The following is a 22867-nucleotide window of genomic DNA, read 5'->3' as shown; positions in this document are numbered from 1 at the left end:
ACTCCCGTTCTATCGGGCGACCAGGGCCACGGGGGCGATTGCGAAATAAGTTATCTCTTACCTCGTACGGACGGTACCGCTTGTTACAGCCTCGTGACTCTCATGGCACGAAGTCAATCTCCTTCTGGGCGTAATGTGACACTTGCCACCCTGTTACCGCCGGTAGCACTCCGGCCGCTAGGGTGAGGTGGACATCGGGTCCAATAGCGTGCCCGCCGCCCGGGCCGGCCGTGAACGGAGGAAACATGTCGGACGACGGCGCCCCGGCCTTCTCCCTCGAGCTGAACGAGGATGTGCGGGCGGTCCAGGAGTGGGTCCACGAGTTCGCCAGAGACGTCATCCGGCCCGCCGGCCAGGAGTGGGACGAGCGGGAGGAGACCCCCTGGCCGATCCTCCAGGAGGCGGCCAAGATCGGGCTCTACTCCCTCGACTTCTTCGCCGAGCAGTGGATGGAGCCCTCCGGCCTCGGCATCCCCATCGCGTTCGAGGAGCTGTTCTGGGGAGACGGCGGCATCGGCCTGTCCCTCGTCGGCTCCGGCCTGGCGGCCGTGTCCGTCGCCGCCACCGGCCTGCCCGAGCAGATCGGCGAGTGGATCCCGCAGATGTTCGGCACCGCCGACGACATCAAACTCGGCGCGTTCTGCGCCTCCGAACCCGACGCCGGCTCCGACGTCGGCTCGATCCGCACCCGGGCGGAGTACGACGAGGCCAAGGACGAGTGGGTGATCAACGGCACCAAGACGTGGGCCACGAACGGCGGCATCGCCAACGTGCACGTCGTCGTCGCCTCCGTCGACCCCGAGCTCGGCACCCGCGGTCAGGCCAACTTCATCGTGCCGCCCGGCAGCCCCGGCCTGTCCCAGGGCCAGAAGTTCAAGAAGCACGGCATCCGCGCTTCCCACACCGCCGAGGTCATCCTCGACAACGTGCGCGTGCCCGGCTCCTGCCTCGTCGGCGGCAAGGACCGGCTCGACGAGCGGCTCGCCCGCGTCCGCGAGGGCAAGCGCGCCGCCGGCCAGGCGGCCCTGCGCACCTTCGAGGCCTCCCGCCCCACCGTCGGCGCCATGGCCGTCGGCATCGCCCGCGCGGCGTACGAATACGCCGTCGACTACGCCCGCGAGCGCGAGCAGTTCGGCAAGAAGATCGGTGACTTCCAGGCCGTCGCCTTCAAACTCGCCGACATGAAGACCCAGATCGACGCCTCCCGCCTCCTCGTCTGGCGCGCCGCCTGGATGGCGCGCAACGGCAAGGAGTTCGCCAGCGCCGAAGGCTCGATGGCCAAACTCCACGCCGGCGAGACCGCCGTACGGGTCACCGAGGACGCCATCCAGATCCTCGGCGGCAACGGCTACACCCGCGACTACCCCGTCGAGCGCTGGCACCGCGACAGCAAGATCTTCACGATCTTCGAGGGCACGTCGGAGATCCAGCGCCTCGTCATCGGCCGTACGGTCACCGGATTGCCGGTTCGCTAGCGTTTCCACAGGTCAGACGTATCGCGTGTGGTCGTCTATGTTGGGTTTGATCACACTGCACGTCGATCAGAGAATGCTTGTCAGACCCCGTCGTTTCCCGTTGGTTCCCAACGCGGTGCTGACTTCGTGCTGACCCCTAACGGCTAGGCATGTTGTGGCGGGATGGGGCACAGCACGTCCGGAGTGGCTCGCCGTCCGGGCTTCAGCGGTGGTCGTGCGCGCCAGGTTCAGGCGACGGAATGGCAACCGCTTACTGACCACAACCTACGGACGCTGACCACCACTCACTGGCGGGTAGTGGTCGACCGATGCAGAGGCGTCACGAGCGGTGTAATGACTGCCAGGGGAGCCCGTCTAGCTGGGGTAGAGGGCGCTGACCTGCATGATTTGGGAGGCTTCGGGCGGCCGTCGGGGTCGGTGACCTCTACCGTGTCAATGTCGTCCCGATCAATGGGCATTGTCACCAGTCCGCCTGTTGCGTCGAAGTCGAGGGTGTCGGGGCCTGGGATGATCAGTTGCCCGTCTTTCCAGGCCAGTCCGTCGTGGAGGCCGGCTAGTGCGGCCGCCGGGCCTTCGGCTAGGAGGGTGGCGGCGCGCCCGCCGAGGTCGGCGTGCAGTTCCCGGGAGATCTGCGCCCAGTCATCGGCCAGGCATGCGTCATAGAGTTTCCGCAGTGCGTCCAGGGTGCCGTTGAGGTCGGGAGATGCCGCCTCCAGGGCCTGGAGTTCGTCGTCACATCACGCCCCCGAAGACCTATCAGAACGATCTCCAGCGTAGAAGGCGCAGAGTTAACGCGATCAAAGTCCGGCCAGATCAGGCCATGAAACCGAGTCGGCGACGGGATCGCGGGCGATCGTTTAACTCGCGGGCTTAAACGATCGCGCCTCCCTTGGCCGCTGCGCATAATGGCGACGCGTATCGAGCCGAGAAGAATTGGGAGCGATGAAGTTCGCCAGCAGGCCTGTTGTGGTCAGCCTGTCCCCCCAGCAGTGAAAACCGGACCCATTTGCAGGGCGGCGATCCGGCGGCCCAGACCTCATTCGGAAGGACCGAGACTTCATGGCATTTCCCTCAGACGCGTACTCGCCCAACACCGGTGCCAGCTCCCACTTCGCGGCACGGGCCGACTGACAGGGGCACCGTACTTGACGTTTCGCTCTTTGTGCAGCGACCGCACCACGATGTCGCCGATCGAGTGCAGTCCGGTCTACAGCTGAGCCCCCAACCTGGAGTCACATGAGAAAGGCGAGCCATGTCAACCCGAACAAAGGCGGCCTGTCAACAAGAGAAGAGGGTGGAAACTGAGGAAGAAAATCAGCGTACGGGTTGGACCGCTGCCAGCAACACATCGCAAACTCAGGGCCCTGAAACCTGACAGTCCCGCCGTGCATGACGGGACCACCGCGCGCCCTACCTGAACCACTGCAAGGGCTCCAGACCCACCATCGGAACAAAGCCGCTGGGTGTTGTACCAGTGGGCCCAGGCCGAGACCGCCCATTTCCGCCGCGGCCGATGTCTATTACCTGTGTCGACGGATCTCGGACATGGGCCACAACCAGCCAACAGGAAGGAAATCGTCATGGACACTCTGCGACGAGTCCACATCGCCGCCGCTGTCATCGCCACAGCCGCCGCAGGTCTCACCATCGCCACCACCTCGGCGGCCAACGCCGAAACCGGCTGCAAGTCCGGATCGGTCGTCTCCGGGCCAGCGCACGGCTGGTATCTGCAGATCTGTAAAACCCCACACGACCAGGCCACCGACACCTTCTCCTGGACCGCCCGCAACACCGACGCCGGCGCGGCAGTCGCGACCATCTCCTACACAGTCCAATGCCCAGGTGGCACCTCCAGCGTTGCAGCCGTCGCCCCGCCCGGCCCGGCGAGCTGGGGCGGCTGGTACTCACCCGCCTGCGCCTTCCACGCCGAGCTGAACGTGGACGGCGCGCCAGGCCCCGGCGGAGCCCCCATCATCCTCAACCTGTCCGCCGGATGAGCAAGGGAGGGGATCGACACCAGCCCGTTCGGGCGGCTGGCTGTCCACCTCAGGGGCGCGATCGATGAGTGGTCCACAGTTCCGGCGCGAGCTGATCGTGGAGGGCACCGACTGGCCGCCTCCCGCGCCCGGGGCCGTAAGGGGGTGGCCGGTCGCGATGACCGCGACCCAGATCGAGCGGGCCCGCAAGATGTACGACGAGACCGACCGCGACACCGGACAACTTTGATGATCTAGAGGAAGGCCACCCATGCCGAAGAAACTGGTCTCACTTCTCACGTTGCCGCTCGCCTCGGTGGCACTGCTGGTCGCCGTGCCGACGGCCGCCCAGGCCAGCCCTCAGCTCGAGAGTCACTGTCGGTACCCGTACACGCTGTCGGTGGGTGGCGTGACCTGGACGGTACAGCCGTGCATCGACTACTACGACTACAGCTCGGTCGGCGGGCAGCCTGAGGTGTGGGCCGATGTCGACGCATGGAACGGCTCAACTGATGTGGACCTGTCCGCTGAGGTCGGCCGCCAGCAGTGTCTGATGCGGTGCGGGGCGGTGAACTGGCAGTCCAGTACCAAGACCTGGTTCCTTACCTATCCAGGCAACGTCTACACCAACCAGCTGTATTCGTCGCCGGTGCCCCCGGTCTCCGACTTCTGCTACTACGCCAAGACCACGATGCTCGATTCGAGCATCGGCGAGGTCGGCGACGTGGAATCCCCCAGCATGTGCTTCTGAACGGCCCTCAGGCGCATCGTGCTGCGCAGCCAGTTCAGCACGCTGCGCCTGGATCGGCCGACATCGTGGGCGCGGGGGCCGCAGCCACAGTCTGGCGCAAGCACCTGATGTCCGGGGTCGGCAGGAAGGCCTCGCCCGCCTCCATCAACCAGGCGCTGGCCGCCGTCACCCTCCTGTACGCCCAAGCCGTGCTGCGCATCGACGCCGAACGCGCCCACGTCCCCAAGTCCGGCGAACCCGACGCCCTCAGCCACCTCCAGCAGGGCGCGGTCGAACGTGCCTCGGCCCCGCTGGGGAGTGCGTAACACTGAGGTCCTGGCGATCCTGCTGTACTCCGAGGCGCGTGACGAAAAATGCGTCCGCCTGGAGGGGCGACGGCATCGCCATTACCGCCCGGCCCAGCGAACTCGACAAGCTCTTCCGGATCTCGCTTGTAACACTCCCTGCTAACCCACCCCAAGATTCATAAGGCGTGATCAGGAGGTTATGACAAGCCTCCGAACAGTGAGGTTGGCTGGCCGGGCGAGTTTTCGATGCGGTAGCCGTAGCCGACGTCGGAGAGCCGGCGGGCGAAGCCGGTCCGGGCCGGGACCGTCACGGTGGCGGACTAAGTTAGGGGGGCGAACACCGGGTATGAGGTGAGGGCCGCCGGTCGGGCTTGCGCTCGAGCCGCGGCACGCTATGCCGTACGCGGCATAGCATGCCAGGGCCGAGCTGATCGCACACTATGCGGCTATACATTTCGTGTATGTGGTGACGCCGTTGCGTTCGTTGGTGCCGGTGGAGAACTCCCACCAATCTGTTGCGATAGGCGCGGGGTCACAGCCTGGGTAGTCGCTAAGCTCGGCCCACGCTCTGAACTTTTTGGGTGCCGCGTAGTAGTCAATATTGACCGCGTGAGCGATTGCTTGGCAGCCATAGCTGCAGTCGAAGCCGTCCTGGTGGCCATGCACGACCGCTTTACCGAAGGGGAAGTTGCCGAGCTCGTCCTCGATACCAACTGTGAGAGTGAAATCGGCAGAATCCCAGAGCAGGCCAGTCGGATCATCGAAATTCATTGTAGCGTAGACGAACCGATTTCCGGCCGTGCAGCCGTTATACCAGAGCTGTACGGTAGCCATGTTCTCTTCGCCCCAGGGGGTATCAGTATAGACGGACTGCGAGCCGCTAATGGGAATCGTGCCGCATGCATGGGCGGGCAAGGCGGTGGTGAACGCCATCGCGACGAGCGAGCCACAGGCGAGTACCGGGACAGCGAGTAGCGTGCCAAGACGTCGCGACCATCGAGCCTTGATCATGTCGTGACCTTGATGTGCAGGTCTGCCGAGGCATGCGCCGACATGCCACCTGTGGCAGTCGGCATCGCTCCGGTTACTGCGGCGGCGAGAGTTGTACGGAAGACTGCGGTCTTCATTCCGATGTTCCTTCCTGGCTGGGCCGACATCGCCCTGCGACGACGACAGCTGCGAGCACTCCCGCGATGAGCGGGCTCCAATTCGCTGGGCGCGTCTTGAAAACGCATTTCCTAAGCATCAGGCCTGATAGTGAACTTCATCGCTCTCAATTATTCTCGACCTGATACGCGTCGCCATGATATGCAGCGGCCAGGGGAGGCGCGATCATTTAAGCCCTCGAGTTAAACGATCGCCCTCGGCACCTCGATCCCCGCATCGGCCAGGACGGCGTCGAAGAGCGCGGGTAACTTGCCGTCCCGATCCCGGATCAGGAGCCGGGCTCGGCACCCGGCGTTCTGAAGGTCCATGACCAGGTTCCGGGCGGAGCACGCCACCCCGGACGCAGTCGGGTGGGCGGTCGCACCCAAGATGCGGATCCGGCGGGTGCGGTGCTCGATCACCGCCAGCACGTACATGCGTCCATTACAACGCTTCCCGACCGCCCCAATCCCGGCAACAACGGCCACCGGACCTTGAAACGCTGCCGACCCGGGACGCGGCCAGCCTCACCGACCTGCAGACCATCCGGCGAAGATCTGTCGTGACGGGCGTGATCAGCGAATACCACCACGCCGCATAGCCGCAGCTCAGGCCACGTGACCCAATATTCGAGCGGCACACCATTGCGCTGTCGTGGACCGTCGTCAGGCCTGCTGGGAGGGGAACACTTCGTCGACGGCGCGGCGCAGTGTTTCGCGGACGACCTCGGCGTCGTCGAGTTCGGCGGCCTGGAACGCGCCGTCGTGGAGCAGGACGAGGACCCGGGCGGCGTGTTCCGGGTCAGGGTGTCCCATGTCGGCCGAGAGGTCGCGCAGGATCCCGAACAGCCATGATCGCTGGTCGTCGATGACCGCGCGTACCGCATGGTTCCGGTCGGGATACTCCGCGGCGGCGTTGAGGAACTGGCAACCGCGGAAGCCGTCCTCCAGAGTCGTGTCGCCGAGGACGGCCATGACCGCGCGGATCGCCTCGCGCGGCGACTTGCCTTCCCGGGCCCGCGCGACAGCCTCCCGGATGCCATCAGCGGTGGCCGTGAGGTAGGCGGAGACCAGGTCGTCCTTGCTGGGGAAGTGCCGGTAGAAGGTGGCGCGCGTGACCTGGGCCTCGGTGACGAGTCGCTCGATGCCCACGGTGTGGATGCCCTCGGCGTAGAACAGGCGGGACGCGGTGCGCAGCAGCCGGTCCTTGGGGTGCAGCTCCGAGGTGGTCGTCATACGCCCATCATAAAGAAAGACCAGTCGTTCTCGGCGGTCGCCCCCGTCGCGTTGCAGCCCTGAGGTAGAACGACTAGTCTTTCTTGCAGAAAGACTGATCGTTCTCTCTGAGAGGTTTGGAACCCATGAGCACCACCCCCACGATCGTCCTGGTCCACGGCGCCTTCGGCGACTCCTCCATGTGGAGGGGGGTCGTCGCCAAGCTCCAGAAGCAGGGCTACGACGTCGTCGCCGCGGCGAACCCGCTGCGCGGCCTGGAGTCCGACGCGCAGTACGTCGCCACCGTCACCAAGGCCGTCGACGGCCCGGTCGTCCTGGTCGGCCACTCCTACGCCGGCGCGGTGATCACCTGCGCCGCCCGCGAGGCATCGAACGTCGACGCCCTGGTCTACGTCGCCGCCTTCCAGCCCGACGAGGGCGAGAGCGCCCTGGAGAACGCCTTCCGCTTCCCCGGCGCCAAGATGGGACCGGACACCACCACCGTGACCGAGTACGACGGCGAGCCGGAGCTGCGCATCCTGCCCCAGCACTACCAGGACGTCATCGCCGGCGACCTGCCCGCAGAGACCACCGACGTCCTCGCGGTCACCCAGCGCCCGGTACGCCAGCAGGCGCTGACAGCCGAACTGTCCGGCCAGCCGGCCTGGCGCACCCTGCCCTCATGGGCGCTGATCGCGACACACGACAACGCCATCCCCGCCCAGGCCCAGGAGTTCATGGCCGAGCGCGCCGGATCGCACATCGTGCGCGCGGAGGCATCCCACGCGGCATCCATCTCTCAGCCCGACACGGTGGCCGACCTGATCATCGAAGCCGCCAAGGCCACCCGCTGACCTATCGGTGTCGAACCGGGCCAGGTCGGCGAGCAGCGCGTCGCGCGACAGAGCCCCTGGAGAGATACCCCCACGCCTTTCAGCGGGACTGGTGCCAGTGGGCGGTGAGCTGGCTGAGAGCGGGGGTGAAGTCGGGGTCGGCGAAGCCGGCACCGGTTCGGGGGGCTCCAAGAGTGACCTTGCGGCCGTTGGCACGGGTCACCTGGACAGTGGTCAGGCTGCGGACGGTGTTGGTGTCGATGGAGGTGATGTCGGTCCAGGGGATGGTGCGGCGGAGGAGGAATCTTCTGGTGATGATGCCGGATTCGTCGGTCGCGGTGTAGGAGCCGAGTTGCAGGAGGCCTAGGACGCAGCCGAGGAGGCCGCCCAGCGATATGACGAGGGCCGCGGGAGTGAGGAGAGCGAGGAGAAGGCCTGCGACCAGGAAGCCGGCCGAGACCACGAGGGTATTCCGGCATTGTTTCGCGGTCAGTTTGTACCTCACGAGACCCCCATCAGCTACGAGTGGATCGAACATGAGGAGGCCGGGCGGCCGCCGCGGTTCCCCTCGGCCGCGACCGTGCCGATCACCCCCCGACCCCGACGACCGACGCATCGACGGAGCCTCCGGCGCCCTGGGACCCAAGAGACGATCTATGGCGGCAACGCGGGGTGGGTCAGGCCTTGGCGCGCTGCTGCTTGAGGCGGAGCTCCTCTTGGCGGACCTCGGTTTGGATGGCCCGCTCGCGTTCTAGCCAGTCGGGGTTCTCGGCCTTCAAGGTCTCGATCTCGGCGGTCGTGAGGGGGCCCGTGATGCCGGCACGGGCTAGGCCCGAGGCGGAGACGCGGAGCTTGGCGGCGACGACCTGGCGGGGGTGGGGGCCCATGCGGCGCAGGTCGGCGAGCCAAGAGGGCGGGTCGGCCTGGAGCGCGTTCAGCTCGTCCCGGGAGACGACGCCCTCCTGGAATTCGGCGGGCGCTGCCGACAGCAGGATCCCCAGCTTCTTGGCCGCGGTCACCGGCTTCATGGTCTGCGGGGTCTTCGCCTTGGACGTGCTCATGACAGCAAGCGTAGCCAGCGGGAGGCAGCCGTCTGGACGCGGCTAGGCTGAGAAGATGACCAAGGGTGAGTTCCGGCTGGCCTATGCGCCGGGGGTGACGCCCGGGAAATGGGCCGGGGTGTGGGCCGAGCGGGTGCGGGAGGTGCCGCTTCGGCTGATCCAGATGCCTGCCGCCGAGGCTGTCCCCCTGCTGCGGGACGGCGGCGTGGACGCGGCGTTCGTGCGCCTGCCCGTCGACCGCGAGGCCCTCCACGTGATCCCGCTGTACCTGGAGACGACCGTGGTGATGGTGCCGAAGGACCACGCGGTGGCCGCGGTCGAGGAGGTGGAGCTCGCCGATCTCGCCGACGAGGATGTGTTCGAGCCGCTCGACGAGGTCTTGGCCTGGGTCGACCGTCCCGGGCAGCCCGCCTTCACCCGTCCGGAGAGCACGGCGGACGCGATCAAACTGGTGGCGTCGGGGGCAGGCGTCCTACTGCTCCCTCAGTCTCTGGCCCGCCTCCACCACCGCAAGGACCTCACCTACCGCACTGTGACCGACGCCCCCCAGTCCCAAATCGGCCTGGCCTGGCTCGAGGCCGCGACGACCGACCTCATGGAGGAACTGATCGGCATCGTCCGCGGCCGCACCCCCAACAGCTCCCGTGGCCGCACCCCCCAACAACAACCCACCCGTAAGAAGCCCCCGCAAAAACACTCCACTCCCAAGCCTCGCCGCCGGACACGCCGCCGGCCGTGAAAAGGGGGCTGGGCGCAGGGCACTAGTGGGAGGTCCCGGCCGAGCGGCGATGCCGTCGGCGCGTACGGGCGAGTGAGAACGCCGAGACGCACGCCCATGCGCTCTCCAGGAGTAGGAACCCCCACTGCCCGCCGAGCCCGGCGTCGACGGCAAGCAGCGCGGACCCTGCGAGATTGAAGCCGAGGTAGCTCACCGACGCCGGTGCCAGACGTCCCAGCTGCGCCAGTATGAACGGCCCGAGGATGAGCAACGAACCGAAAATCTGGACGTACTGCCCCATGACGACGCTCCCGAACGCATCGTCTTGTCAGGCCGGGTACGGTGCGACTCGTCCGGGGCAGCGCCGCTGCGCTAAACCGTCGCAAATTTATCACGGGCCCGTGGAGCGACGGCTGAGCCGGACGGCTACTTCCGCACCGGCATCGTCACCGACGACGGGTGATCGCCGCCGGTGTAGATGGTCATCGGCCCGAGCGTCTTGGCGCCGCCGTCCAGCTGCGGCGACAGGTGAGGTACGTCGAAGCCCTCGACCGCCAGCCGCAGTCGGTGCCCGGGCCTGATGGCCGCACCTGTCGGGAAGATCTCCACGTCCACCGGCGCGATCGTGCCCGGCGTCAGGTCCTTCTTCGTCGACTTCAGGAACGGGTGCCAGGGCTGGATCATCTTGCCGTCCAGGTAGCGTGACTTCTTCTTGTCCAGCGCCCGCTGGGAGATGCTCTCCCAACCGCCGGTGATCCGGTGGACGCTGCCGTCGGGCGCGACGTCCTCGACCGCCAGCGACAGCATGCCGTCGCCGGTGCTGGTCGAGACGTACAGGTGGGCGTTGATCGGCCCCTGGAAGCGCAGCGTCTTCGTCGCGGGCGCGGAGTCGAAGGTGAGTCCGGTGGCATCGTTGGGCCGGTTGTCGGTCCAGCACGGCAGGTCTTTGAGCACCACGCTCGCCAGGCCGCCGGTCCATTGGTCGGTCGAGCGCGTGCACAGGCCGCTGACCGGCAGCGGCTGGAGTGTCGACCTCCCCGCTGCCGCGGTGCCGGTGGTCAGGCCACCGGACTTGACCGTGGTGGTCGAGGACCCAGAGAGCTTGAAGGTCTTCGCGGACAGGTCGCTCGCGATCCACTTCTGCTTCCGCACCCAACGTCCGGTGCCCTGCTCGTAGTAGGTCACCGGCGCGATCTGGTCCAGGTCGGTGTCCTGCCCCTTGATCCAGTGGTCGAACCAGCGCAGCTCGAGCTCGGCCAGCGACCCGTAGCCGGCGGCACCGAACTCGTTGCCCCTGCCCGACCCGGCCTGGAGGTGGTTCCACGGCCCGTCGATGAACTTCACGGGTGTCCCGTTGCGCTGGATTCCCTCGAAGAGCAGGGGCTCGCCGCGCTGGAAGATGTCGTACTCACCGCCGATGATGAACGTCGGGACCTTCACCTTGTCGATGCGCGTGATCGGCTTGCGCTTCGCCCAGTACGGACCGTCGTACGCCACATCCCCGCCCAACACTCCCGAAAGCACCTCCGGCAGGGTGCCGCCGGCGCCGCCGGCGATGTGGTCGACCGCCATGGTCAGGGCCGACCTCGGCTCCTTGAGGCTGAACGCGGGGGGAATCGCGCCGGCCGCGGAGACGAGCATGAACCACTGCGGCAGGAAACCCGCGTCCATCTCCCCGCCCGCGGCGGCAACGTCGCGGTAGGGATCGGCGGCCGGCACCGTCGGGAAGATCGCCTTCAGCCCGGGCGGCTGCTGCTCGGCAGCGAAGAGCTGCTCGATGCCGAGGTAGGAACCGCCCTGCATGCCCACCTTGCCGTTGCTCCACGGCTGCCTGTGCGCCCAGGTCACGACCTCGCCGGCGTCCTTGTTCTCCCGCTCGCTGAACGCGGACCATCGGCCCTCGGAGCTGCCCGTGCCACGCGCGTCGACCCAGAGCTCCGCGTAGCCACGGTCGACGAAGTAGTCGGCAGGGACGTTGGTGCCGAGGAGAGCGCCACTGTTGGTGCCGATCGGCAGCCGCTTGTTGTACGGCGTGATCGTCACCAGCACGGGCAGCTTCTGCTTCACGGCCTTGCCGTCGGCGGTCGCCGGAAGCGTGAGGTCACCGCGCAAGATCTTCCCGTCACTCATCCGGATCGCCAGGTCCTGGCGCGTCACGGTGTTGTGCCACTGTGCGGGTCGCGGTTTCCAGCCGTCGGCAAGCGGTGCCGAGTCCGCTTGGGTGCGCACCGCGGCAACGGACGCGGGCACCAGCGCAAGGACGGGCAGCAACATCAACGAGCGAGCGTTCACCTTCATGGGTCCCCTGTGGGTGCATTTACTACCGGGCCGTAGTAAATTGCTACGTCATGGTAGTAATTGTCAAGGGGCACTCGTTCGAAAGGCCGCTACCCTGTCCGGCGTGACGAAGGCAGAGGGGGGCATGCGACGACAGCGACGCGCGTACGCACCCCGGATGCCCCTCGAGCAGCGCCGCCGGCAGCTGCTCGACGCGGCACTCGCGCTCATCGTCCGCGAGGGGTACGCCGGCCTCACCGTCGACGCGATCGCCCAGGAGGCCGGGGTCACCAAGCCGGTCGTCTACGGCGCGTATGCCAAACTTCCACTCCTGCTCACCGCGCTCCTCGACCGGACCCAGAGTGATGCCGTCACCCAGCTCCTGGCCGCCTTCCCGCAGGATCCGCGTCGTCTCACCTCGAAGCACCTCGCAGGAGACATCGCCCGCGCATGGGCACGGGCCGTACGCGAGAACCCGCAGACATGGACGCCCGTCCTGGTTACCGGTGCGCAGACACCAGCGCCCGTCCTCGATCGGATCGAGCAGGGTCGCGAGGCCGTCCGCAAAGCCCTCGCCGACTTCATCGGCAGGGGCCGCGACCTGGACGCCGCCACCGCCCGCCATCACCTCTGGACGGCCCACGCCGTAGTCGCCGCCGCCGAGCACTTCGGGCGTCTGGTGCTGACCCGCCCCGACGCCATCACCGACGACGAACTCGCCGCGCTCTTCGACGATCTGGTCAACGGCCTCCTGCGTGCACCAGGCCGATAAGTCGGGGAACCTACCCGGAGGTGTGGTCGAAGTGGAGTTTTGTGGTGATGCGGTATCGGTCGCCGCGGTAGGCGGATTGGGCGTATTCGATGGTGCGTCCGGTGTCGTCTTGGGTGGTGCGTTGGATGTGCATGATCGGGAAGAAGGCAGGTACGTCCAGCAGGTCGGCCTGTTCGGGGTTGGTGACGCTCGGCTCGAGTGTCTGGACCGCCTCGGTGACGTTGATCCCGTACCGCTCCCGTAGCAACTGGTAGAAGTTCCCGGTCTCCATGTCCTCTGGAGCAAGCCCCGGAACCAGCGCTGCCGGAAGCTCGAGGCGTTCGATCGCGATCGGTTCTCCGTCGACGAGCCGTACGCGTGTCACGCGCAGTATCTCGTCGTCGGGGTCGATGTTCAGCCGCGACGCTCGTGACCAGCCCGCCGGGGCGATCGTGAAGTCGACCACACGACTGCTCCACGTACCTTGCGCCGGAGGGGCTGCCAGGCCGGTGCTTCCCGACAGCTCCTGTGTGATCTTTTGTGGGCTGGTGAAGGTGCCGCGGCCGTGGCGGCGGACCAGGAGGCCTGATTGGACGAGGTCGTCGATGGCGGCGCGGATGGTCGGGCGGGACACGCCCAGTGTCATGGCCAGTTCGCGTTCGGAGGCCAGGCTCGTTCCCGGGCTCGCGTTGTCGATGAAGTCGAGGATGTGGCGCCGAACCCGATCGCGTTTAGGGGTCGATGGCGTACGGGGGGATCTCTGCTCGGTGCCGGTCACGGCCCCATGGTCTCAACAAGACGGCCGCCCGGGCCGTACGAGAGTCGTCGTACGGCCCGGGGCCTGCCTGAATTCAGTTCGGGACGGTGTCGGTGAAGTGGGTGCCCGCGCTGTAGTAACCGTTCACGGCGCTGGTGACCTGCGCCGGCGTGAGTGCGCCGGACGCGTTGTAGTACACCCAGTTGACCTTCTCGTTCCACGTGCGCGCACCGCTGAACGGGAGGTCGATGAACCACTCGTTGAAGTCGATGGTCATCTTCTCTCGCGGGTAGTACTTGCCCGTGGTGGAGAAGTAGACGTTGCCGTCGACGTAGTACGTCACGGTGCCGCCCGCCACGGTCATCTGCAGCGTGTGCCAGCCCTGCAGGCTGGAGATGACATTGTGCGTCTGCCGGTCCATGGCGTCGGCGCTGTACCAGGTGGTCGTGTACAGCGTCGGGCCGGGCGCGCCCCAGCCGCCGTTCGGCAGGTACTCGTTGTCGAGTTCGCTGTAGAGCGAGTCGTCCGGCGTGATCGTGTAGAAGGTCTCGTTGACATGGTCGCCGTTCGGACCCGTGGTCGGGGCGTCGTTGAAGTACACACGAGCCGCGTACGTGCCCTCGAAGAACTTGCGCTGGACCGTGTCGATCTCGGCCTGGGTGGTTCCGTTGGTCGTGCCGTCGGTGGTCGCCGCCAGGTTCATGACGTTGCCGCCCTGGGCGGTGGAGTCCGACGGGAAGCTGAAGGCGTTCGCCGACCAGGTGCCCTGAATGCCCGGGCCGCCCCCGCCCGTGCGGATCGACCAGCCGTGCGCGCCGAGGTTCGGATCGGTGGGGCCGGTGTAGTGGAAGTCGTCGAACAGGACGCCGCTGCCGCTCGGCGGCGGTGACGTCGGCGGCGTGGAGGTCCCGCCCGGGGCGGTCCCGGAGACGACGGTGCCGTTCACCGACAGGGTGACGGTGTCGGACGAGCCGTACGAGGTCTGGTTCTTGAACGAGTAGTCGTTGGCCTGGTTCACCTGCTGCCAGTCCTGCCGGTTGAGCCGTAGCTGCAGGTCGCCGGTTGAGGCGCCGGGCGCCAGCGAGCCGGCGCCCGACCCGAAGGCCACCTCCACGTAGTGGTCGGCCGTTGCCGGGCCGCCGCTCAGCGCGCCGACCGTACCGGAGATGTTGGAGCAGCCGATCACCGCCCATTCGCAGGTGAAGACGTACGGGACGGTCGTGTCGGCGCTGAAGTAGTAGCGGATCGTGACGCCGGACAGCGACGCGGACGACGAGCCGGTGTTGACGACCTGGAACCAGGGCTCGATGTCCCCGGCGGTGGCTCCTGTCTCGGTCGTCCGGTACTGCAGTTGGAGGCTCGAGGCCGCCTGGGCCGGGCCGCCGGTGAGGAGGCCGGCCGTCATGACGGTGGCGCCGAACAGGACGAGGGCGGTCAGCAGGGCGGTGCGGCGACGTCCGGATGCGAGGCGTCTGAGGGCGGGGTGAAGCCGCATGGTTCTCCTTGCGTGGCGGGCGGACACGATCGGCCCCGCCGCCCGCGGCCGGGGCGCCGGCCGGACGCGGGCGGACGGCACCGTACGCGCGCGTGCCCCCACGGACGAATGAAGACGCCGCGTACGATCAGAGACCTGACCAACGGTCAGTTCTGCGGTGGCCGATGGCCATCAAGATGAACCCCGTCTACCGGCTTGTCAACCCTTGGTTCACCGCGCTTTTGCCGAATTTACGGGGCAAGAGAGGCTGTGGCCCAGGTGGCTTGAGCCTCGGCGATCTTCCATCATTGACATGACCAATGGACAAGTGTCACCATCTGGCGCACCGAGCGACGGGGGCGCGACCGGCCGACGCCGGAGCGGTGAGCTCTGGCCACCCAGGAGGGATCGACATGCACAGACGTGTTACGGCCGCGTTGGCGGCGAGCGTCGCGCTCACGTGCACTGCCACCGCGTGCGGCGGAGACGGCGGCACCGCCTCCAGGTCCGCCGCGAAGATCGCCGGGCCGGATTCCGGCACCGGAAAGACGCTCACCGTCTGGTACATGAACGGCGATCTGTCCGACGTCGCGATCAAGGCGATCAACACCGAGTTCACCAAGGCCACCGGCGCCTCGGTGAAGGTGCAGACCCAGGAATGGGACGACATCAACACCAAGATCACGACTGCGCTGGCCCAGAACAATCCGCCGGACGTGCTCGAGATCGGCAACACCGACGTCCCGCTGTTCGCCGCCGCCGGAGGTCTGTCGGACATCTCCGCAGTGCAGCAGACCCTCGCGCAGGGGCAGACCTGGCTGCCCGGTCTGGTCGGACCCGCGACGATCGGCGGCCGACTGTACGCCGCGCCGCTCTTCGCGGCCGAGCGTGCCGTGATCTACAACAAGAAGATCTGGTCCAAGGCCGGGGTCACCAAGCCGCCGGCCACGTTCGCGGAGTTCACCGCGGACCTCGACAAGATCAAGGCGGCCAACCCGGCGCCGGACTTCTCCGCGTTCTACATGCCGGGCCAGTACTGGTTCGGCGGCGTGCAATTCGTCTGGGACGCGGGCGGCGAGCTGGCCACCAAGAACGGTGACAAGTGGACCGGGGCGCTGGAATCGCCGCAGGCCCAGCGCGGGCTGGCGGCATGGAAGCAGTTCCAGAACACCTACTCCACGCCCGCCTCGCGCAACCTGTTCAACCTCACCCCGGACTACAACGCGATCTTCGCCCAGGAGAAGGCCTCAGCGATCCTCAACACCAGCGTGAACTCCATCCTCAAGATCAAGCCGTCCCTCAAGGGGCAGCTCGGCACGTTCCCGCTCCCCGGCGCCGGCGCAGGCAGCAGCCAACCGGTCTTCCTCGGCGGCTCGGACCTGGGGATCGCGGCCAAGAGCCCGAATCAGGCCCTCGCCCTCGCCTACCTCAAGGCCGCCACCAGTACCGCCGTACAGACGGGCGCGATCGACGGGATCGACGGCTGGACCCCGGTCTCGTCCCAGCTCATCGACCAGACCACCGGGTCGCGCCCGGAGCTGTTCAAGGCGTTCTCGTTCGCGGCCAAGCGCAGCGTCGCGACGCCGGCGAGCCCCGGCTGGGCGACGATCGAGAGCGACAAGTCGCTGCAGACCTTCTTCGGTGACATCTCCACCGGCAAGACGCCGATCGCCGACGCCGCGAAATCCTTCGATCAGCACCTGAACCAGGCGCTGAACGCATCCCAGTGACACGCATGGAAACCTTGGCCACGCGGGCGACCGTCGCGCCCGAGGCCGTCGAGCCCCGGGCCCGGCGCCGCCGCTCCGCGCTGCCGTACGTGCTCCTGGCTCCGGCCGCGCTGGTCCTCGCCCTGGTCATCGGGTACCCGCTCGTACGGCTGGTGCTGATCTCCTTCCAGGACTACGGGCTGCGGGCGCTGTTCAGCGGCCGGACGCGGTGGATCGGGTTCGCGAACTACACCGCCGTCCTCCACGGCGACGAGATCGTCCCGATGCTGGTCCGTACCGCGCTCGTCTGCGTCGCGATGGCGGGCGGCACCCTCCTGATCGGCACGGGCGTCGCCCTGGCGATGCGTGCGCTGGGCCGGCGGATGCGGACGCTGGTCACGTTCTGCCTGATCGCGGCCTGGGCGGTGCCGAGCGTGGCCGCGACGATGCTGTGGACCTGGCTGTTCCAGCCGACGTACGGCGTGGTCAACTGGATGCTCCGGCTCGGGCAGTACGACTGGACCGCGCACACGGTGTCCGCGCTCCTGCTGGTCTGGCTGCTCGTGGTCTGGCAGTCGGTGCCGTTCGTCGCGCTCACTCTGTACGCCGGGCTGTCGCAGATCCCGGGCGACTACTACGAGGCCGCCGCGCTCGACGGCGCCGGGTACTGGACGCGCTTCCGCGTGATCACGGTGCCGTTCCTGCGGCCGATCCTGCTGCTCGTCACCGTCCTGTCGGTGATCTGGGACTTCAACGTGTTCAACCAGATTTGGCTGCTGACCGGCGGCGGCCCGGACGGTGCGACGACCACGCTCGTCGTCTGGTCGTTCCGCCGGGCCTTCGCGAGCCAGTCGTACGGGCAGGGCGCCGCGATCGCCGTCCTCGCGACCGTCCTTCTCACGGCATTGACGTGGTATTACGTGCGCCGATTGGTGCGGGCGGGAGAAGTCGCGTGAAAAACGACAGGGTGCGAAGAGTCCGACCGGCCCGCATCGCGCTGAACATCGGAACCGTTCTTTTCTGCGCCGTCTGGATGTTCCCGGTCTATTGGATGGTCAACACGGCGCTCAAGCCGTCCGGTGACACGCTCAGACCGACGCCGAAGTTCCTGCCCTTCCCGCTGAGCCTTGCTAATTTCGGTGATGCCCTGCGCAAACCGCATTTCGCCGACTACGTCGTCAACAGCGTCATCGTCACCGGAGTGGTCGTGACGCTGTCCGTCGCGGTGGCCTTTCTCGCGGCGACCGCACTGACGCGCTTTCGCTTCTTCGGGCGCCGTGGATTCCTCATCGGGATCATGGTGATCCAGATGATCCCTGGGCCGGCGCTGCTGATTCCGCTGTTCCTGAGCATGAAGAGCCTGAACATGCTCGATACCCTGATCGGGCTGATCGTTACCTATTCGGCGTTCGTGCTGCCTCTGACGATCTGGGTGATGCGCGGATTCCTGCACGGCGTACCGGTGGAGCTCGAAGAGGCCGCGATGGTCGACGGGGCGAGCCGGTTCACCGTGATCCGCAAGGTGCTGCTCCCGCTCGTGATGCCGGGCATCATCGCCGCCAGCGTATTCTCATCCATCGTCGCCTGGAACGACTACATCTACGCGTACGTGATGATGAAGGACCAGTCCCGGTACACCTTGCCGGTATGGCTGGCGTCGTTCTCCACCAACATCGGTACCGATTATGGCGGGTTGATCGCAGGCTCGACGTTGTTCGCGCTGCCCATCGTGGTCTTCTTCATGCTCATCCAGCGCCGGCTGGTCGTCGGAATGACCGCCGGGGCCGTCAAGGGATAAGCCTTTTCGAGAAAGGTTGTCGTGATAATTCCTCGCCCCGCTGAATTCACCGTCCACCCCGGTGAGTTCGCCATTCCCGCGGCCCTCCATCTCTCGGCCGGACCGGGCGCCGCACGCCCCGCCGACCTTCTGGCCGGCTACCTGGGCGACCGGCCTCGCACGTCGTACGGACCGGCCGTCCGCGTGGAGATCGCGCCGGCCGATCTCCCGTACGAGGGGTACCGCTTGGAGATCTCCCCACACGAGGTCCTCCTGACCGCGCCCGGTGAGGCGGGGCTCTTCCACGGTGTCCAGACGCTGCGCCAGCTCCTGCCCCCGGCCGCGCTGGATCCGGCGTCGGCCCCGGCGGACGCGTGGCGGTGGCCGTGCGTGACCGTGCGCGACGCGCCGCGGCTGCCGTGGCGGGGGGTGATGCTCGACGTCGCGCGGCACTACATGCCGCCGGAGTTCCTCGAGGAGCTCATCGACCGGATCGCGCTGCACAAGCTCAACGTGCTGCATCTCCACCTGACCGACGACCAGGGCTGGCGCATCGAGATCGAGGGGCTGCCGCGGCTGACCGAGGTGGGCGCCTGGCGTTCGGAGTCCATGGTCGGCCCGTCGGGCAGCACGCGTTTCGACGGAGTCCCGCACGGCGGCTTCTACTCCCAGCGCCGGCTGCGCGACCTGGTGGCGTACGCGGCCCGCCGCGGCGTGACCATCGTCCCGGAGATCGAGATGCCCGGCCACGCCCGCGCGCTCCTGGCCGCCTACCCTCACCTGGGCAACCGGCCCGAGGTGACCCTTCCGGTCTGGACGAGCTGGGGGATCAGCGAGGACATCCTCGGGGTGCACGACGAGGCGCTGGAGTTCTGCCGCACGGTGCTGGCGCAGACGGTCTCGGTCTTCCCGTCCCGGTACGTCCACATCGGCGGCGAGGAGTGCCCGACCACGCAGTGGGAGGCCAGCCCGGTGGCCCGCCGCCGTGCTGCGGAGCTGGGCTTCACGACGCCGGCCCAGTTGCACGGCTGGTTCCTGCGGCAGATGCAGGAGACGCTGACCGAGCACGGCCGCCGCGCCGTCTGCTGGGACGAGGCGGAACAGAACGGCGAACTCCCCGCCGACATGACCCTGACCGCCTGGCGCGACTCGCGTCACGGCGTACGTTCGGTCGAACGCGGCCACCAGGTGATCATGGCGCCGCACCGGTCGACGTACCTGGACTACGCGCAGAGCATCCAGCCCGGCGAGCCACCGGCCCAGCCCGGCGTGGTCACCACGGTCGCCGACGTGTACGGATTCGACCCGCTCGCGGGCGGCCTGCCGGTCGCCGATCCGGGCAATGGGGCCCGCCCCGGCGTGCTGGGCACCCAGGCGCAGCTGTGGACGGAGTTCATGCCGACCCCGGACCACGTCCGGTACCTGACGTTCCCGAGGCTGTGCGCTCTGGCCGAGGCGGCGTGGAGCGAGGGCGCGCGCGACTACGAGGAGTTCCAGGGCCGCCTGACGGTTCACCGGGAACGTCTGCGGATGCTCGGCGCGCTCTCCGGGCGGGACGCGGCGTGACCGCACTCAACGGGACTCGCCGTCCGCCCACCGCCAAACGCGATCGGGTTCGGCGCCACATCCTCGACTTCATCGACAACGCGAGCCCGGGAACGAGCCTGGCCTCCGAACGCGAACTGGCCATGACACTGGGCGTGTCCCGCCCGACCATCCGCGCCGCCATCGACGACCTCGTCCAATCAGGCCTCCTGGTCCGCCGCCACGGCCGCGGCACCTTCACCAGCCCACAAAAGATCACACAAGAACTCTCAGGAAACACCGGCCTGGCAGCCCCACCAGCCCAAGGCACATGGAGCAGCCGCGTAATCGACTTCACCACCACCCCAGCGGGCTGGTCACGAGCATCACGACTGAACATCAACCCCGACGACGAAGTACTGCGCGTGACACGCGTACGACTCGTCGACGCAGAACCGATCGCGATCGAACGCCTCGAACTCCCGGCAGCGCTGGTTCCCGGACTCACCCCAGAAGACATGGAGACCGGCAACTTCTACCAGCTACTACGGCAACGGTACGGAATCAACGTCACCCAAGCCGTCCAGACCCTAGAGCCCAGCGTCACCAACCCCGAACAAGCCGACCTCCTCGACGTGCCCCCGTACTTCCCGATCATGCACATCCAACGCACCACCCAAGACGACACCGGACGCACCATCGAATACGCCCAATCCGCCTACCGCGGCGACCGATACCGCATCACCACAAAACTCCACTTCGACCACACCTCCGGATAAGTTGCGCGCTCCGCCGGTAGATCACTTTCCTGGTGTGTCGGAGAATTCGTGGGCGCCGATGACGGCGAGGAGTTCGAGCAGGTCGGCGGCGTCGGTGCCGGGGACCGGGGTGAACCAGAGCAGCCGTTGGCGACCGTTCTCGCTGAGCAGGTTGAGGCAGTTGACGTCGAGCACGCCGAGCTGGGGGTGGACGATACGTTTGCGCTCATCCTGGCGAACCGCGATCGTGTGCTCCTGCCAAAGGCGCTCGAACTCGGCAGAACGGTTGAGCAGCGCGGAGACGAGCGAGGTGGCCTCGGGATCCCGGGCGTCCCGCCGTCCGACGGCGACCCTCAGTCCCGCGGCGAACGTGCGGGAATGCGCCTCGTGGTCCTCGTCGGGATGGATGGCGCGGGTGGCCGGATCGGTGAACCAACGGTAGACCAGGCTCGCCTCAAGCCCTCGGAAGCGGCGCTGATCACCGAAGAGCGCGACCGCCAGCCGGTTCTGCACCAGCGTGACGTGCAGGTCGGTGATGATCTGCGCTGGCGTCGCACCGAGCCGGTCCAACAGGTCGAGCATGCCGGGATGGATGTGCGAGGCCGGCCCGCCGTCGCGCGGCACCGGACGATCGGCGAGGTGAAAGAGGTGCTCGCGTTCGTCGGCGTTCAGCCGCAGGGCCCGCGCCAGGGCGGCCAGCATCTGCTCGGACGGTTGCGAGCCGGCGCCACGCTCCAGTTCGTTGTAGTAGTCGACCGATGCGCCGGCGAGGTGCGCGACCTCCTCGCGGCGCAGGCCGGCCACTCGGCGCCGAGGACCGACCGGTAACCCGGCTTCGGCCGGCCGGATGCGCTCGCGGCGGGCTCGAAGGAAGGCACCAAGCTCGGCGTATCGGGTCGATCTCATAGTGCCCAGTGTGCGCGTTCCGGGGCGCTCATCCAGGGGATGTCGTCCCCTGGATGCCTCCATCGGTCCCGCCTAACTTGGCGATCATGACAACCATCGAGAGTGCTGCCGCAGACCCCCAACGGGTCGCGGTGGTGACCGGAGGATCGCGCGGCATCGGGCGTGCGGTCGCCGCCCAGCTGGCCCGGGACGGCTTCGGCGTGGTCGTGGGATACGCCGGACGTGCGGATGCGGCCGAGGAGACGGTCGCCGACATCGCCTCGGTCGGCGGCCGGGCCATCGCGGTGCAGGCCGACGTCGCGGACGAGCGCGCGGTCGCCGTGTTGTTCGACCGGGCCGAGGGCCGGCTCGGAGGCGTCGACGCGGTGGTGAACTGCGCTGGCTGGGCGGCCTTCGCCACGGTCGCCGACCTGGATCTCGCCGAGCTCGACGCGATGCACCGCACCAACATCCGGGGCCACTTCGTCGTCGCCCAGCAGGCCGCACGCCGGCTACGCCCGGGTGGTTCGTTCGTCGCCTTCTCCACCTCGGTGGTGGGCACACAGTTCCCCACCTACGGCGGCTACGCGGCGAGCAAAGCCGCGGTCGAGGCGGTCACCCTGGTCCTGGCCCGGGAGCTGCGTGGCCGTGATGTCACGGTGAACACCGTGGCACCCGGCCCGACCGCGACCGAGGGCTTCCTCACCGGCAAGACCGAGGAGCAGCTGGCGACGTTGACCAAGGCGCCCGCCCTGGAGCGGCTGGGCACGCCGCAGGACATCGCGAACGTGGTGGCGTTTCTGGTCAGCGCCGAGGGGCATTGGATCAACGGGCAGGTACTCCGCGCGAACGGCGGGATGATCTGAACTAGCGGGGAAGTTCTTCCACGGTCTGCAGCAGGCCCCAGACGAAGTGGGCGACGTACGAGCGCCGACCGTCGCCATCGGGTGTGGAGAAAGCCACGTGCCAGCGGCTGGGTACCGTTTCGGCCTGGTGCTGGACCGGCGCGAACCGCTCGGCCACGTCGTTCACGACGCATGACCATGGCGCCAGGTCCGCGACCGTATCCAGCCGCGGTGTCACGGCCGTCTCGGGCCGGACCAGCCACTCCTGAAGGACCGACCCCTCGGGTCCGAGCAGTGCTTCGAACCGCAGGCTCGGCCACAGTGGAAGCGTCCACCGGGCCGTACGGCAGACCACTTCACCCATGCGCAGGTCCCCTTCGCTCGCCGGCGGCCCGAGCACCAGCCGAAGTCGGCGTTCGCCGCCGGGGAATCTCGATGACCGGAGGATGCGCTGCCATCTGGCGTTCACCTGACGCATCTCGGTACGCGAGGCGTCCAGCGAGCGGACCGCGGAGGCGACGAGATCGGGTTGGTAGTCGGCCATGCGCCGTAGCAGGACCAACTGGAACTCACGCCGCCCGAATCCTTCCACGACCGCATCGATACTGGATACCGCCTGGTTCCGGCAACGCGACCGCCGCGTCTGCGC

Annotated in this window: 25 protein-coding genes and 1 riboswitch; of the genes, 14 read left to right on the top strand and 11 right to left on the bottom strand. The window is 67.6% G+C overall.

Features of this window, described 5'->3' with window-relative positions; genetic code table 11:
* Nucleotides 1–245: 245 nt before the first annotated feature.
* From ACQP2O_RS33435 to ACQP2O_RS33415, 5 genes are all read left to right on the top strand, one after another.
* Nucleotides 246–1475, top strand: a complete 1230-nt coding sequence (locus ACQP2O_RS33435; protein WP_433172073.1) for an acyl-CoA dehydrogenase family protein — start codon at nt 246–248, stop codon at nt 1473–1475.
* 1580 nt (nt 1476–3055) lie between these two features.
* Nucleotides 3056–3472: a hypothetical protein gene (locus tag ACQP2O_RS33430; RefSeq protein WP_433172071.1), complete on the top strand. Its 417-nt coding sequence runs from the start codon at nt 3056–3058 to the stop codon at nt 3470–3472.
* Between the two features lie 64 nt (nt 3473–3536).
* On the top strand, nt 3537–3701 hold the full coding sequence (locus ACQP2O_RS33425; protein ID WP_433172069.1) for a hypothetical protein: 165 nt from the start codon (nt 3537–3539) through the stop codon (nt 3699–3701).
* A gap of 21 nt (nt 3702–3722) precedes the next feature.
* Entirely contained in the window at nt 3723–4202 is a 480-nt protein-coding gene (locus ACQP2O_RS33420; RefSeq protein WP_433172068.1) for a hypothetical protein, read from the top strand.
* Nucleotides 4203–4267: 65 nt separating this feature from the next.
* Nucleotides 4268–4507, top strand: a complete 240-nt coding sequence (locus tag ACQP2O_RS33415; protein WP_433172066.1) for a hypothetical protein — start codon at nt 4268–4270, stop codon at nt 4505–4507.
* A gap of 420 nt (nt 4508–4927) precedes the next feature.
* On the opposite strand, the gene ACQP2O_RS33410 is transcribed toward ACQP2O_RS33415, so the two are convergent.
* The 3 genes from ACQP2O_RS33410 to ACQP2O_RS33400 all read right to left on the bottom strand — a co-directional run bounded on the left by ACQP2O_RS33410 (nt 4928) and on the right by ACQP2O_RS33400 (nt 6870).
* On the bottom strand, nt 4928–5500 hold the full coding sequence (locus ACQP2O_RS33410; RefSeq protein WP_433172064.1) for a hypothetical protein: 573 nt from the start codon (nt 5498–5500) through the stop codon (nt 4928–4930).
* Nucleotides 5501–5838: 338 nt separating this feature from the next.
* On the bottom strand, nt 5839–6072 hold the full coding sequence (locus tag ACQP2O_RS33405; protein WP_433172062.1) for a hypothetical protein: 234 nt from the start codon (nt 6070–6072) through the stop codon (nt 5839–5841).
* Between the two features lie 228 nt (nt 6073–6300).
* The gene (locus ACQP2O_RS33400; RefSeq protein WP_433172060.1) at nt 6301–6870 is read right to left on the bottom strand and encodes a TetR/AcrR family transcriptional regulator; all 570 of its coding nucleotides are present in this window, start codon (nt 6868–6870) and stop codon (nt 6301–6303) included.
* A gap of 125 nt (nt 6871–6995) precedes the next feature.
* On the opposite strand from ACQP2O_RS33400, the gene ACQP2O_RS33395 reads away from it, so the two are divergent.
* Nucleotides 6996–7703 carry an alpha/beta fold hydrolase gene (locus tag ACQP2O_RS33395; protein WP_433172058.1) on the top strand — a complete coding sequence of 236 codons (708 nt, stop codon included), beginning with the start codon at nt 6996–6998 and terminating at the stop codon, nt 7701–7703.
* Nucleotides 7704–7782: 79 nt separating this feature from the next.
* On the opposite strand, the gene ACQP2O_RS33390 is transcribed toward ACQP2O_RS33395, so the two are convergent.
* A complete protein-coding gene (locus ACQP2O_RS33390; RefSeq protein ID WP_433172056.1) occupies nt 7783–8187 on the bottom strand; it encodes a PH domain-containing protein in 405 nt (134 codons plus the stop codon).
* 172 nt (nt 8188–8359) lie between these two features.
* Complete coding sequence (locus ACQP2O_RS33385) at nt 8360–8743, bottom strand: DUF5997 family protein (RefSeq protein ID WP_433172054.1); 384 nt, start codon at nt 8741–8743, stop codon at nt 8360–8362.
* 55 nt (nt 8744–8798) lie between these two features.
* Here ACQP2O_RS33385 and ACQP2O_RS33380 point away from each other — a divergent pair, with 55 nt between their 5' ends.
* Nucleotides 8799–9482, top strand: a complete 684-nt coding sequence (locus tag ACQP2O_RS33380; protein ID WP_433172052.1) for a LysR family substrate-binding domain-containing protein — start codon at nt 8799–8801, stop codon at nt 9480–9482.
* 22 nt (nt 9483–9504) lie between these two features.
* Here ACQP2O_RS33380 and ACQP2O_RS33375 read toward each other — a convergent pair whose 3' ends face one another.
* Both ACQP2O_RS33375 and ACQP2O_RS33370 read right to left on the bottom strand, forming a co-directional pair.
* Complete coding sequence (locus ACQP2O_RS33375) at nt 9505–9762, bottom strand: CBU_0592 family membrane protein (protein ID WP_433172050.1); 258 nt, start codon at nt 9760–9762, stop codon at nt 9505–9507.
* Between the two features lie 13 nt (nt 9763–9775).
* Nucleotides 9776–9840, bottom strand: a riboswitch (guanidine-III (ykkC-III) riboswitch).
* Nucleotides 9841–9887: 47 nt separating this feature from the next.
* Complete coding sequence (locus ACQP2O_RS33370) at nt 9888–11759, bottom strand: CocE/NonD family hydrolase (protein ID WP_433172048.1); 1872 nt, start codon at nt 11757–11759, stop codon at nt 9888–9890.
* Between the two features lie 103 nt (nt 11760–11862).
* Between ACQP2O_RS33370 and ACQP2O_RS33365 the strand changes: the two genes are divergently transcribed.
* Complete coding sequence (locus ACQP2O_RS33365) at nt 11863–12510, top strand: TetR/AcrR family transcriptional regulator (protein ID WP_433172046.1); 648 nt, start codon at nt 11863–11865, stop codon at nt 12508–12510.
* A gap of 10 nt (nt 12511–12520) precedes the next feature.
* Here ACQP2O_RS33365 and ACQP2O_RS33360 read toward each other — a convergent pair whose 3' ends face one another.
* Both ACQP2O_RS33360 and ACQP2O_RS33355 read right to left on the bottom strand, forming a co-directional pair.
* Nucleotides 12521–13267, bottom strand: a complete 747-nt coding sequence (locus ACQP2O_RS33360; protein WP_433172044.1) for a GntR family transcriptional regulator — start codon at nt 13265–13267, stop codon at nt 12521–12523.
* Nucleotides 13268–13340: 73 nt separating this feature from the next.
* Nucleotides 13341–14741 (bottom strand): cellulose binding domain-containing protein, encoded by a 1401-nt coding sequence (locus ACQP2O_RS33355; RefSeq protein WP_433172042.1) that lies wholly within the window; start codon nt 14739–14741, stop codon nt 13341–13343.
* A gap of 392 nt (nt 14742–15133) precedes the next feature.
* On the opposite strand from ACQP2O_RS33355, the gene ACQP2O_RS33350 reads away from it, so the two are divergent.
* From ACQP2O_RS33350 to ACQP2O_RS33330, 5 genes are read left to right on the top strand one after another with little or no spacing between them, the layout of a single operon-like run.
* Nucleotides 15134–16450: an extracellular solute-binding protein gene (locus ACQP2O_RS33350; RefSeq protein WP_433172040.1), complete on the top strand. Its 1317-nt coding sequence runs from the start codon at nt 15134–15136 to the stop codon at nt 16448–16450.
* 5 nt (nt 16451–16455) lie between these two features.
* Nucleotides 16456–17385 (top strand): carbohydrate ABC transporter permease, encoded by a 930-nt coding sequence (locus ACQP2O_RS33345; protein ID WP_433172038.1) that lies wholly within the window; start codon nt 16456–16458, stop codon nt 17383–17385.
* Nucleotides 17382–18227 carry a carbohydrate ABC transporter permease gene (locus ACQP2O_RS33340; RefSeq protein WP_433172036.1) on the top strand — a complete coding sequence of 282 codons (846 nt, stop codon included), beginning with the start codon at nt 17382–17384 and terminating at the stop codon, nt 18225–18227. Before ACQP2O_RS33345 ends, ACQP2O_RS33340 begins: the two co-directional genes overlap by 4 nt.
* Before the next feature lie 21 nt (nt 18228–18248).
* Entirely contained in the window at nt 18249–19772 is a 1524-nt protein-coding gene (locus ACQP2O_RS33335; protein ID WP_433172034.1) for a beta-N-acetylhexosaminidase, read from the top strand.
* Nucleotides 19769–20509, top strand: coding sequence for a GntR family transcriptional regulator (locus ACQP2O_RS33330; protein WP_433172032.1), 741 nt, complete (start codon nt 19769–19771; stop codon nt 20507–20509). The genes ACQP2O_RS33335 and ACQP2O_RS33330 overlap by 4 nt, the downstream gene beginning before the upstream one ends.
* 21 nt (nt 20510–20530) lie before the next feature.
* On the opposite strand, the gene ACQP2O_RS33325 is transcribed toward ACQP2O_RS33330, so the two are convergent.
* On the bottom strand, nt 20531–21394 hold the full coding sequence (locus tag ACQP2O_RS33325) for a helix-turn-helix transcriptional regulator (protein WP_433191243.1): 864 nt from the start codon (nt 21392–21394) through the stop codon (nt 20531–20533).
* Between the two features lie 86 nt (nt 21395–21480).
* On the opposite strand from ACQP2O_RS33325, the gene ACQP2O_RS33320 reads away from it, so the two are divergent.
* Nucleotides 21481–22239 carry an SDR family oxidoreductase gene (locus ACQP2O_RS33320; RefSeq protein ID WP_433172030.1) on the top strand — a complete coding sequence of 253 codons (759 nt, stop codon included), beginning with the start codon at nt 21481–21483 and terminating at the stop codon, nt 22237–22239.
* Between the two features lies 1 nt (nt 22240).
* Here the strand turns inward: ACQP2O_RS33320 and ACQP2O_RS33315 are convergent, their stop codons facing one another.
* Nucleotides 22241–22810, bottom strand: coding sequence for a hypothetical protein (locus tag ACQP2O_RS33315; RefSeq protein ID WP_433172028.1), 570 nt, complete (start codon nt 22808–22810; stop codon nt 22241–22243).
* Nucleotides 22811–22867 lie beyond the last annotated feature (57 nt).

The organism is Actinoallomurus sp. CA-150999, assembly GCF_050942425.1.
Taxonomy (GTDB): Bacteria; Actinomycetota; Actinomycetes; order Streptosporangiales; family Streptosporangiaceae; genus Actinoallomurus.
This window is presented reverse-complemented; position numbering and strand designations above follow the sequence as displayed.